This is a genomic window from Pragia fontium DSM 5563 = ATCC 49100, from assembly GCF_900112475.1.
GTDB classification, from domain to species: Bacteria; Pseudomonadota; Gammaproteobacteria; order Enterobacterales; family Enterobacteriaceae; genus Pragia; species Pragia fontium.
Map to the genome: position 1 here is coordinate 649,787 of NZ_FOLW01000001.1, position 12,450 is coordinate 662,236.

Annotated in this window: 11 protein-coding genes and 2 tRNA genes; 5 read left to right on the top strand and 8 right to left on the bottom strand. The window is 46.2% G+C overall.

Annotation, left to right across the window (positions count from 1 at the left end; translation table 11 throughout):
- Positions 1–3: 3 nt before the first annotated feature.
- The 6 genes from nusA to BMZ28_RS02645 form a co-directional block, all read right to left on the bottom strand.
- Positions 4–1,491, bottom strand: a complete 1,488-nt coding sequence (gene nusA / locus BMZ28_RS02620) for a transcription termination factor NusA (protein ID WP_047779827.1) — start codon at positions 1,489–1,491, stop codon at positions 4–6.
- Between the two features lie 22 nt (positions 1,492–1,513).
- On the bottom strand, positions 1,514–1,966 hold the full coding sequence (gene rimP / locus BMZ28_RS02625) for a ribosome maturation factor RimP (RefSeq protein ID WP_047779826.1): 453 nt from the start codon (positions 1,964–1,966) through the stop codon (positions 1,514–1,516).
- Between the two features lie 203 nt (positions 1,967–2,169).
- Positions 2,170–2,246, bottom strand: a tRNA-Met gene (locus tag BMZ28_RS02630).
- A gap of 588 nt (positions 2,247–2,834) precedes the next feature.
- Positions 2,835–3,764: a LysR substrate-binding domain-containing protein gene (locus BMZ28_RS02635; RefSeq protein ID WP_074820496.1), complete on the bottom strand. Its 930-nt coding sequence runs from the start codon at positions 3,762–3,764 to the stop codon at positions 2,835–2,837.
- A 170-nt stretch (positions 3,765–3,934) separates the two neighbouring features.
- Positions 3,935–5,335 carry an amidohydrolase family protein gene (locus BMZ28_RS02640; protein WP_074820498.1) on the bottom strand — a complete coding sequence of 467 codons (1,401 nt, stop codon included), beginning with the start codon at positions 5,333–5,335 and terminating at the stop codon, positions 3,935–3,937.
- A gap of 385 nt (positions 5,336–5,720) precedes the next feature.
- A complete protein-coding gene (locus BMZ28_RS02645) occupies positions 5,721–6,326 on the bottom strand; it encodes an ankyrin repeat domain-containing protein (protein WP_047779823.1) in 606 nt (201 codons plus the stop codon).
- A 632-nt stretch (positions 6,327–6,958) separates the two neighbouring features.
- On the opposite strand from BMZ28_RS02645, the gene BMZ28_RS02650 reads away from it, so the two are divergent.
- The 4 genes from BMZ28_RS02650 (at position 6,959) to BMZ28_RS02665 (ending at position 11,555) form a co-directional block, all read left to right on the top strand.
- Positions 6,959–9,112 (top strand): carbon starvation CstA family protein, encoded by a 2,154-nt coding sequence (locus BMZ28_RS02650; RefSeq protein ID WP_047779822.1) that lies wholly within the window; start codon positions 6,959–6,961, stop codon positions 9,110–9,112.
- Between the two features lie 147 nt (positions 9,113–9,259).
- Positions 9,260–9,463 carry a YbdD/YjiX family protein gene (locus tag BMZ28_RS02655; RefSeq protein ID WP_047779821.1) on the top strand — a complete coding sequence of 68 codons (204 nt, stop codon included), beginning with the start codon at positions 9,260–9,262 and terminating at the stop codon, positions 9,461–9,463.
- 32 nt (positions 9,464–9,495) lie between these two features.
- Entirely contained in the window at positions 9,496–10,455 is a 960-nt protein-coding gene (yjiA, locus tag BMZ28_RS02660; RefSeq protein WP_074820500.1) for a GTPase, read from the top strand.
- 227 nt (positions 10,456–10,682) lie between these two features.
- Positions 10,683–11,555, top strand: coding sequence for a phosphorothioated DNA-binding restriction endonuclease (locus BMZ28_RS02665; protein WP_074820501.1), 873 nt, complete (start codon positions 10,683–10,685; stop codon positions 11,553–11,555).
- 117 nt (positions 11,556–11,672) lie between these two features.
- Here the strand turns inward: BMZ28_RS02665 and BMZ28_RS02670 are convergent.
- Positions 11,673–11,759: transfer RNA gene (locus BMZ28_RS02670), tRNA-Leu, on the bottom strand.
- A 43-nt stretch (positions 11,760–11,802) separates the two neighbouring features.
- The gene (gene secG / locus BMZ28_RS02675) at positions 11,803–12,135 is read right to left on the bottom strand and encodes a preprotein translocase subunit SecG (protein WP_047779818.1); all 333 of its coding nucleotides are present in this window, start codon (positions 12,133–12,135) and stop codon (positions 11,803–11,805) included.
- Between the two features lie 32 nt (positions 12,136–12,167).
- On the opposite strand from secG, the gene BMZ28_RS17430 reads away from it, so the two are divergent.
- Positions 12,168–12,332: a hypothetical protein gene (locus BMZ28_RS17430; protein ID WP_158487408.1), complete on the top strand. Its 165-nt coding sequence runs from the start codon at positions 12,168–12,170 to the stop codon at positions 12,330–12,332.
- The last annotated feature ends 118 nt before the right edge of the window (positions 12,333–12,450 follow it).

Below are 12,450 nucleotides of genomic sequence, written 5' to 3' on the forward strand. Positions count from 1 at the left end.
TGATTACTCTTGATCGCCAAACCAACAGATATTGCGGGCAGCCATAATTAGCTCACCGGCCTTCTCACTCGTCAGGCCATCAATATCTGTTAAATCGTCAACACCTTGCTCAGCAAGGTCTTCTAACGTACAAACGCCTTTTGCAGCAAGTTTATACGCCATAGAACGATCAAGATTAGGCAGATTCAATAAATCCTCTGCCGGCTTGTTGTCGCCAAGGCTCTCTTCCTGCGCTAATGCCAGCGTAGTTAACGCATTCTTAGCACGGGTGCGTAACGCTTCAATAGTGTCTTCATCCAGACCGTCGATTTCCAACAGTTCTTTCACTGGCACATAAGCCAGCTCTTCTAAGGATGAGAAACCTTCTTGAACCAGTACCGTAGCGAAATCTTCATCGATGTCCAGATGTTTGGTAAAGGTATCAATAGCAGCGTACGTTTCTGCCTGATGTTTTGCTTGTAACTCTTCGGTAGTCATCACATTCAGTTCCCAGCCGGTAAGCTGAGCTGCTAAACGAACGTTCTGACCATTACGACCAATCGCCTGTGCCAGATTGCTGGCTTCAACGGCGATATCCATGGTATGTCTATCTTCATCTACGACGATAGAGGCCACGTCAGCGGGAGCCATCGCATTAATAACAAACTGCGCTGGGTTATCGTCCCACAGCACGATATCAATACGCTCACCGCCTAATTCACCGGAAACCGCCTGCACGCGCGCACCGCGCATACCAACACAGGCACCAACCGGGTCAATCCGCTTATCGTTAGTCTTCACGGCAATTTTTGCACGGGAACCTGGATCGCGAGCTGCTGCTTTAATTTCAATCACTTCTTCGCCAATTTCTGGTACTTCGATGCGGAATAATTCAATCAACATCTCAGGACGAGAACGGCTAACAAACAACTGTGCGCCACGCGCTTCAGGACGAACGATATAAAGCACGCCACGTACCCGGTCACCCGGACGGAAATTCTCACGCGGCAGCATATCTTCACGGCCAATAACCGCTTCTGCATTGTTACCCAGGTCGAGAATAATGCTGTCACGGTTAACTTTTTTAACCATACCAGTAACAATTTCGCCTTCATATTCACGGAATTGTTCCACAACCATGGCGCGTTCAGCTTCACGTACTTTCTGTACGATAACCTGTTTTGCAGTCTGCGTGGTGATACGGTCAAACGTTACAGATTCAATCTGATCTTCAACGTAATCGCCAACCTGAATCTCAGGTTCGTCCAGACGCGCTGCGTCCAGCGTAATTTCACGCGTTGGTTGGGTCACGGTATCAACAACCATCCAACGACGGAAAGTATCGAAATCCCCTGAACGGTGATCGATGCTTACGCGTACGTCAATTTCTTGCTCATACTTTTTCTTAGTTGCCGTTGCCAGAGCAGTTTCTAGCGCCTCGAAAATTTTCTCACGAGGAAGCGCCTTTTCATTAGAAACCGCTTCAACAACAGCCAGAATCTCTTTATTCATCTAGTTGTGCCTCATATGAGCTCTAAAAATGGGGAACCAGATTCGCTTTCTGAATATTACTCAGCGCGAATACTTCATCTTTACCTTCAACATCAAGGGTGATCATTTCACCCTCAACGGATTTAATCTTGCCTACCCATCTACGACGGTTTTGTATCCCCATACGCAACGTTAGGCTGGCATCTTCACCGATAAAACGCACATAGTGAGCCGCAGTGAAAAGCGGTCTTTCCATACCTGGGGAAGAAACCTCCAGGTTATAAGCCGTTGTAATCGGATCTTCAACATCCAGTACCGCGCTGACCTGATGACTCACATCGGCACAATCATCAACGTTGATACCTTTATCACTATCAATATAAATGCGTAGTGTTGATTGACGGGCCCGAATGAACTCAATGCCAACCAATTCAAAGCCTAATGCTTCAACTGGCGCACTGATCAATTCCGTCAACTTCTGTTCTAGTGTGGACAACCCCACCCCCAAGACGTAAAAAAAGGGCCTATAGCCCAGTGATTTTGCTGCCTAATAACAAAAAACCCCGATAAGTCGGGGCTTTTGCAACTGGACCCTATTTCTGTAATAAGCGATTGATCTACTTATCCAGTTTAGTATCTTTTCAAATAATCAATAGCAACAAGCGTCGCTACATTATTTGAAAATAAACTAGGGAAAATTGGTTGCGGGGGCCGGATTTGAACCGACGACCTTCGGGTTATGAGCCCGACGAGCTACCAGGCTGCTCCACCCCGCGCCCGAATGATGTGTATAATACGCCAACCACCTACAAAAGGCAAATGCAGAAAAGGAGGGGGATAAAGGCGAAATTCAATAGCTAAGCTATTCTATTTAAGCCCAAAGGCATTCATCAAGGACTGAAATCACAACGCACTCAGTTTAATGGTAACAATGCTCCCGCTAATAGCGAACTCCATTTCATTACTATCCTGAATGACACAAACTCAAAACAGCCACGTTAATCAGGTAATGCTTGTCAGTTAAGCTTAATGACAGCGAAAGTTTCGTCCACTATCAGTGCAGAGCATCAATTAACATTGGTGCACGTGGCCGAGCAGAGGGCGTTAGGCGAACGCCCTCTGCACTCCCACGCCTTCGCCCCCGAATCCAGGCCGCCTACGGCGGCTCCCCTCCGCCTTCGCTCGGGTTAACGCACCGGCGCTGATTCTCTCCTGGAGAAGCAGCGCCTCGCCCATCATCCCTGATGGGCGTGCTCCCTCTCTCAGTTGTCGGCTGAATTCCAGCGCTCAATATAAAGGTCAAAAGAAAGGTCAAAAAATAAAACTTACCGATCGCATTTTCTTAACTGACTGGCATTACCACGTTAATCAGGATGTAAAAAATCGCTATACAACGCCGCCAATATGCCCCCTTCCTGAAATTCATTTTTTATCCATTGGGTGACCTGACCGGTAGCGGAATGTTGCGTTGCCAACAACAGATGGGAGTCCTGTCGTGGATTTTGGATTTTCTTAACCACTAACGAGCCACTATCCAGATGTTCTTTGGCAATATAGTCCGGTAAAAAACCCACGCCTTCGCCAAGGATGTGGCACTGGCATTTAGTGTGAAAATCGGGCACCCGAAGCGCCTCCTGCCCGTGCAACAGCCAACCTACCTTTTTATTCATAGTCTGGGCGGTATCCTCTACCATAATGCTGGGATACAAACGTAACTGACTTTCAGAAATAGGCTCGGTCATCAAAGCTAGCGGATGACTGGACGAGATCACAAACTGCCAACGAATCACGCCAATTTCGCTATAGTCAATACCGCCCCCATCGAGCAACGTCCCTGGAGCGCCGATAGCAACATCAGCAATGTTGTTAATAATGGCATCCCACACGCCGTTATACACTTCAGTGGTTACCGTAATCTGGCAGGTAGGAAAATGCTTTTTTAACATCTGCAAGAGTTTTGCCGTGTGGTAGGGCGTATAGAGCAATTGGTTAATACAGATTCGCACCCGGGCTTCGATCCCTTGATCGATGGTATAAATGCTGCGCTTGATTGCGTAGAAGTTATTCAGCAGTTCTGTCGCCTTACGATAAAAATAGTAACCTGATTCCGTCAGCTCAATATTTCGCGTATTGCGAATAAACAGCATCACGCCCAGATAGGTTTCGATACGTTTAATGGTATGGCTAACCGCAGAGGTAGTAATACCAAGCTCCTCTGCCGCCTTACTAAAGTTGCCGAATTTTGCTGCGGTGGTATAGGTTAATAAATTCTCTTCGGTAAATATTGAGTTCATGCCGTTATTATTCCCTTGTTATACCCGCAATCGACCATGGCTATTTTAGCCGCTTATTCCACAACTGAAGAACAAAAATGCCCGCTTTGTTCCATTCACAAAGCGAGCATTACGTCTTTTCCTGCACCGTTTTATGACGATGATGTCAAAAAGATGCACTTGGTATGTTGTTAACTCACCGCTTTAGCTACGGCTCCACTCGCCATCTGGCCTTGATAAAATGCCGCCTGACGAGGAGAAATACGCGCCACAGCCTCAGCTGAACAAGAGGCATCCACCAGCACAAAACTGGCTTCATCCTGTGCTTTTGGCCATACCCGCTCCCCTTTATCATTCAGCGGTAGAATATTTCCGGTCGCAATAGCCAAAGACCGCGACAGGGCAAACTCATCCGGCCGAGTATAAAGCTGTGCGTAGAGGTTTGCTTTTTCCAGCATATCCCCCAGACCAAACGGCGACCAGTGGTCAATCACACTGTCAGTGCCGGTGATAACCAATACGCCCTCACGTTTTAGCATTTTTAACGGCATATGCAAGGTGCCGATTGGTACGGTTGAAGCGATAGTAATTTGCTGTTCAGCCAGCTTTTTAGCCGTCAACTCAGCTTCCTGTGGGTTTAACATGGCTAAAGCAAACGCGTGACTTATTGTGACCTTGCCTTTCAGCAACGGCGTTTTTTCAACTGTCCCGATGATATAGTTCACCGCCGCTACGCCGGACGGGCTGGTTTCATGCAAATGAATATCGACACCTTTGTCATAATCCAGCGCTATCTGGAACATGGTATCCAACGATTGTTCCATGGCACCGTCGACAGTGGTCGGGTCCAGACCGCCCACATAATGCGCTCCCGCCTGCATAGCTTCACGCATCAAGGGCTCAGATTTGGATAACAGTAAACCATGCTGGGGAAAGGCCACAATTTCACAGCTAAAATCCCCCTTCCTTTGTTCCAGCACTTCCTGCAGTGCCAGCAGATTTTTCAGCCCGGACACCGGATCAATATTGCAGTGACTACGAGCAATAACCGAACCTTTCGACTGTATTAAGTCAATCAGCTTGGTTGCTCGATCTTTAGTATAAGGTTGAAGTTCCGGCAGCAGCTTTTGTTCCAGAGCAATCATATCCATAATCGTTTTCCCTTCCCGGGAAGCTGGCGCACGCCATGGACCACCATAAAAAGTTTTATCCAGATGGATATGCATATCGCGCAAAGCAGGCAGCATTAGCATGCCACCGGCATCATAGGCTGGCAGTTGTGTCTGAGTGTGTTGGCGGTTCGGCAAGATCGCCACTATTTTGCCGTCCTGAATTTCCAGCGTGTTCAGCGACGTTTTGGTACCGATGACGGTTTCATTCTGATAAATGAAACCGTCTTCAAGGCGGATATTGTCCAGATAATAGTGCTTATCAATCAGTTTATTCACGTTGAGAATATCGTCCTTGTTCTCTTTTGATGGTCCGTTAGCATAGGCGATACCCGAAGTAGAACCCAGCAACGCACAGGCTGCCATCGCTTTACCCGTTTGGGTGAGAAACGCTCTACGGTCAGCATTTTTATTTGATTGCATTCGATTCTCCTAACCCTATGATTCGATGAGAGCCGCAGCCCACATTTTTGATGAAGCGTTTATCGGGATTAACCGGATAAATACGTTCACGTTCTCCCTCAGCCAGCATGGTTATCAGCCGATGGATAATTTCTCTCTATTTCTGATTTAGCGTATTTCTCAGCATCACATTTTTACTGTCGTCATTAAATGACGACAGTAAAAATGCTCAAATAGAACCATAGAAATCATTATTACTTTGAATCACTAAAGCGAATGCTCTTCTTTGATTATCGATTCATGAATGATATTAGCTGACGTCATTAAACTTTCTTGATAGTGGGTTAAATAAAGCCGCTCATCATTAATCAATATTATTTTCTGCTACCAGCGTCCGTAAAAGAAACTATGCGCCTGCCGCTATCAGCAACTCTGCAATTTCATGAAATTCTTTCTCACGCGCTAACTCCAGCGGAGTTTTTCCGTATTTATCCGTCATATGCGGGTTAGCGCCGTTATCCAGCAGCATTTTGACAATGTCCTGCTGCTTTTTGCCGCCGTCATTTAACACAATGGCTTCTAACAACGGTGTCCAACCTAAAAAATTGGTGTGGTTAACGTTAATATTGGTTTTTTCCAGCAACTCGCGAACAATGTCCACGTGCCCTTTTTCACTGGCGGGAGTAATACCTACGCCACCAAAACGAGTTAATACCGTTAAGTCAGGGTTAGCGGGTAATATGATACGCAACAATTGAAGGTCATTATTAAGGCAGCTTAATAAGAAAGGATTAAAGCAGGTTTGGTCCTGAATATTAATATCGGCCCCGGCATGAAGTAAAAAAGAGACGCATTCATACTGTTTATGCAAACTAGCGATAATAATAGCCGTTCTTCCCTGCCTATTTGTGACGTTAATGTCTAAACCTGTTTGTAAACAAGATTCTAGAACATTTAACTGCCCTTTTTCAGCCGCAAGTAAAAACTCCTGCACGAGATCGCCAGATGACATCATGTTTCCTCTACAATAAACGCACTGAATAATCTCGGATAATGGCGATGATTATAAAGATCGTTTTGTTTGCCATTTCATACGGAATGCAGCATATCAATAGTTTTCAGCAAAGAGAATGCGTTTAAAATCTGTTCATCAATGCAACGGATAATTATTGAATACTATTCAACAATAGTGGGATTACGTCTCTGATCGTCAATTTTAAGCTCACTTTTGTGGCAAGAAATTAACTCTTTTCTTAGAGTTCTCCCCATAAAAATAGTAGCCGGAAAAATATTTATTCCGTTTTGTGATAGCCATCAATAAATGATGAGATTAAAACTCACAGATTAGTAGACATTGCATAAATGTATAAAACGAGTTAATAATATATTCCCCTTGCAGTACCGCTTTCTTCAAAGAATAACCACTTACCACCTGATTTTAACCGCTTAACCATCCGATTAAACCGCTGACTGAAATTGAGATGTCATCCTCTTATTTGAGCCACGATAATGAGCCGCTGCCATTTTATCCCTCCCTTTCGGAGGGGAATAATATTGGTTCGGATCAGGCAGCCATTTACTTAAAACCATATATAACCGAATCAATCACTTAATTTTTACTGATAAGAATAAAAAGGATACCTCATGAACAAAGCGGGGATATTAAAACACATCCCATGGATATTGTTGGCGATTCTCGGCGCATCTTGCCTCGGCGTGGTAGCACTACGTCGTGGTGAGCACATCAGTGCCCTGTGGATTATCGTTGCTTCCATATCCGTCTATCTAGTGGCATATCGCTACTACAGCCTCTATATCGCCACTAAGGTGATGAAGCTGGACGCGACTCGTGCAACACCAGCCGTCGTTAATAATGATGGTTTAAACTATGTACCAACCAATAAGAACGTCTTGTTTGGTCACCACTTTGCCGCGATTGCCGGTGCCGGTCCTTTAGTTGGTCCAGTATTAGCAGCACAGGTTGGCTATCTGCCAGGTACTTTATGGCTGCTGGCGGGCGTAGTGTTGGCAGGGGCAGTACAAGACTTTATGGTACTGTTTATCTCCACACGCCGTAACGGTGGCTCTTTAGGTGAGATCATCAAAAAGGAAATGGGTCCGGTTCCGGGTACCATTGCGCTGTTTGGCTGCTTTATGATTATGATCATTATCCTGGCTGTTCTGGCTCTGATCGTAGTTAAAGCACTAGCCGAAAGCCCGTGGGGCGTATTTACCGTTTGTTCTACTGTACCGATCGCGCTGTTTATGGGTATCTACATGCGCTATCTACGTCCTGGCCGCGTAGGTGAAGTTTCGGTTATTGGTATTATCTTATTAGTGGCATCCATCTGGTTCGGCGGCGTTATCGCCCATGACCCATACTGGGGCCCAGCACTGACCTTTAAAGACACCACCATTACTTATACTCTGATCGGCTATGCCTTTATCTCTGCCTTACTACCAGTATGGTTGATTCTGGCTCCGCGCGATTATCTGGCGACCTTCCTGAAAATCGGCGTTATCGTCGGATTAGCTATTGGTATCGTTATTCTTAACCCAGATTTAAAAATGCCTGCGGTTACTCAGTTTATTGACGGTACTGGCCCGGTTTGGAAAGGTTCTCTGTTCCCATTCCTGTTTATTACCATTGCCTGTGGTGCGGTTTCTGGCTTCCACGCCTTAATCGCTTCCGGTACAACACCAAAACTGCTGGCTTGCGAAACCGATTCTCGCTTTATCGGTTACGGTGCAATGTTAATGGAATCTTTCGTGGCGATTATGGCACTGGTTGCGGCTTCTATTATCGAGCCAGGCCTGTACTTTGCCATGAACACCCCGCCAGCAGCGTTAGGCATCACCATGCCAGACCTGCATAGACTGGGCACTGAAGATGCACCAATGATCATGGCTTCACTGCGCGACGTAACCACCCATGCGGCGGCAACCGTTAGCTCTTGGGGCTTTGTTATCACGCCGGAGCAGATCCTACAAACCGCCAAAGACATTGGTGAGCCGTCAGTTCTGAACCGCGCAGGTGGTGCACCAACGCTGGCCGTTGGTATTGCTCACGTGTTCCACCAGATCATTCCAGCTGCGGATATGGGTTTCTGGTACCACTTTGGTATTCTGTTTGAAGCCCTGTTCATCCTGACCGCATTGGATGCAGGTACCCGTTCTGGCCGCTTTATGCTGCAAGACTTGCTGGGTAACTTCGTTCCATTCCTGAAGAAAACTGACTCACTGGTTGCCGGTATTGTTGGTACCGCTGGCTGCGTTGGTCTGTGGGGCTACCTGCTGTATCAAGGCGTAGTGGATCCTCTGGGCGGCGTGAAGAGCCTGTGGCCTCTGTTCGGTATCTCTAACCAGATGCTGGCAGCGGTTGCGTTAGTGTTGAGTACTGTGGTTCTGATTAAGATGAAGCGCACTAAGTACATTTGGGTTACCGTGGTTCCAGCCGTTTGGTTGTTGATCTGTACCACTTATGCACTTGGCCTGAAACTGTTCAGCAACAATCCTCAGCTGGAAGGCTTCTTCTATCTGGCTAACGATTATAAGCAAAAAATCGCTGAAGGCGGCGCTGAGCTGACTGCACAACAGATTGCTAATATGAACCATATTGTCGTTAACAACTACACTAACGCTGGTTTAAGCATCATGTTCCTGTTAGTCGTTTACAGCATCATTTTCTACGGTATTAAAACTGCGATGGCTGCGCGTAAAAACCCAGAGCGTACCGATCAGGAAACCCCTTATGTTCCGGTTCCTGAAGGTGGCGTCCAGGTTTCATCGCACCATTAATGATGATTTAATGAATACACTGCATAATGTGAATTAAGCCGTATTCAACATCATGACAATCTGATATACAGGGGCGCGGCATATGCTGCGCCCGTTATCAATCAGATTCCCTCTAAATTATGCAGCGTATTTTCCTGGAGAAAAAAGATGTTCGGAAATCTCGGGCAAGCGGGTAAGTATCTTGGGCAAGCGGCCCGTATGTTGGTCGGTGTGCCCGACTATGATACTTATGTGCAGCATATGAAAGACAACCATCCGGATAAACCGATGATGACCTATAAAGAGTTTTTCCGTGAACGCCAACAGGCTCGCTACGGCGGAGACGGCAAAGGCGGTATGCGCTGCTGCTGATCAACCGCAGTTAATCAATTAAGGACACAACAATGAAACCCATTGCAGTCACCATCCTGACAGGCTTTTTGGGTGCAGGTAAAACCACGCTCTTACGCCATATCCTGAATGAAAATCACGGTTACAAGATTGCCGTTATCGAAAACGAATTCGGTGAAGTTCCAATAGATAACACCATCATTGGCGACCGCGCCAGCCGCATTACCACCCTCAGTAATGGTTGCATTTGTTGCAGTAAATCGAACGAACTGGAAGATGCGCTGCTGGACCTGTTAGACGGTGTGGATAAAGGACAGCTGGAATTCGATCGATTGATCATTGAGTGTACCGGCATGGCCGATCCTGGCCCTATCACCCAGACCTTTTTCTCCCATGAGCTTATCTGCCAGCGTTTTCTGTTAGATGGTATTCTCACCTTAGTAGATGCAGTACATGCCGACCAGCAGCTGAATAAGTTTACCATTTCGCAGGCGCAAATCGGTTATGCCGACCGCATCCTGCTCACCAAAACCGATATTGCATCGGATAATGAAGCGCTAATTCAACGTTTACAACTGATGAACGCCCGTGCACCGATTCATACCGTCACCCATGGCGATATCGACCTCAGCATTCTGTTCGATATTGAAGGGTTTGTACTGAACGATAAACTCAGCGTTACCCCATCAGCGCCGGTATTTCGTCGCATTCCACAGCCGCAGAATAATATTCAGTCGATTGTGATTTATCATGACAAGCCGCTGGAGCTAAAGCAGATTTCGCAGGTAATGGAAAACCTACTGTTAACCTTCGCCGACAACCTGCTGCGCTATAAAGGAATTCTGTCGATCAAAGATGATTCCCGTCGTCTGCTGTTTCAGGGTGTACAACGCCTGTATAACGCCGACTGGGACACAGAATGGCAACAGGACGAAGAACGCAAAAGTACCATGGTGTTTATTGGTATTGATTTGCCTGAGGAAGAAATTCGGGCTAAGTTTGCGGAGTTATAGGGTTAAGTGTCCCCTATTGGCGGTAGTACCGTTCAGCTAAGCATTTCACTCTGCATGTAAGAACGAATAAATCCTGTCATCCCGGTGAAAACCGGGATCTCGGTTTTATCTGTTCAATCAACATATTGTCTAAAGACCCGTATCCCAACATGATTTAGACGGCTTGAATTAGGTTACTTTTGCGAGCATGATCGCAATAACCTCAAGCTGTTAGACAGGATGTTTAGATGATCTCTGGCAAGGCACTACAAACTGCCATTTCCAACCTGACCATTTGGCGTAAAGGCGATCAACGTGCACCGCATAAGCCGCTATTGTTACTGTATGTGCTTTCTGAGTATCAAAAAGGCCACGAACGCCTATTTAACTATGGTGAGGAAATCCACCCACAATTACTGGAACTGCTAAACAGTTTCGGTCCCCAAAGGCGGGGTCACTATCCAGCTATGCCATTCTGGCGATTACGTAGTGATGGATTTTGGGATTTGCAGAATACTGAGCTGTGTACGCCACAGAAAGGCAACAAAGAGCCGCCAAAGCGAGAACTGATTGAATATGGGGTCATGGGAGGCTTCGATCAGGAAGCCTATCAGCTGATACATAGCAAGCCATCACTTATCAATAAACTAGCAGAGCAAATTCTGAGTGAACATTTTCCTGAAAGTATTCAGGAATTGATTGCTAACCGCTTGGATTTCTTGCTTCATGACATACGTAAAACCCGCGATCCTCATTTCCGCCAAAGTATACTTCGAGCCTATAACTATCAATGTGCAATATGCGGCTACAACCTACGGCATGACAGTACTCCCGTTGGGCTGGAAGCGGCACATATTAAATGGAAGCAATACGGTGGCCCATGCTCGGTAAATAATGGACTGGCGCTGTGTTCACTGCATCATTCCGCATTTGATATGGGAGTTATCGGTATCGATGATGGAATGAAACTGCTGATTTCAGAAGGCGTAAACGGCAGCCAAATCGTTGAACGACTGTTTTGGGATTTTGCCGGGCAATCAATATTGTTGCCTAAGAATGCCGAATATTATCCACATGATAAGTTTGTGGAATGGCATCGGGGACAGGTGTTTAAGAGTTAGTGTCTATTTTGGTTCGAACGTCTATCTCTCATTTTATAGAATGAATATCAAAACAAGAATTATCACTCAAATTTAAGACAAAAAAATAGACGCTCTAAGCGTCTATTTCTTCAATATTGGTACCGAGGACGGGACTTGAACCCGTAAGCCCAATCGGGCACTACCACCTCAAGGTAGCGTGTCTACCAATTCCACCACCTCGGCACTGCTTGGCAAGCCTATCGCCTGCCAGAACTCTTGCTATCCCTTATCGTGGGATATCGCTGCTTGGTGTGTTCTGAGGCACAGGTTTAACCTGCTCAGTTTTCACCGGGGTGCTGAGGTCATCCCACTCACCGACTTTTTTGTCCTGATGAGTGCTGAGGTTACCCAGCGCTAAGCTAATAATGAAAAATAGCGTAGCTAAAATCGCTGTCGTGCGGGTCATGAAGTTACCTGAGCCGCCAGAACCGAATAAAGTTGCAGATGCACCGGCACCGAAAGAGGCACCCATATCAGCACCTTTGCCTTGCTGCAGCATGATCAGACCAACCAGTCCGATAGCTACCAGCAGGAAAATAATAAGAAGCGCTTCGTACATATTCTTGCCTGTAATCCTTGCGGGATAATCCCGTGCTAAAGCTTTTGCCAGTTACCAGAGATAAAGTGAATAATCCCTCTATCCCGACTGGAGCGGGTGTGAATACTAACGAAAGCCACAAAGAGGTGCAAGCGCATTTTAGCAACCGACGCGCATTTGCGGAAAAAATCAGCAGTTTACCGTCTGACTGTGGCTAGTTGAGCGCTATTATAAAAGAATCCGCACTCATTTATCTATGGCTGAATGATAATTCTTGCAGCCAAACATAAGGAATATATATAAAAACAATAAGTTAATCCAAAACCAACCCTAATA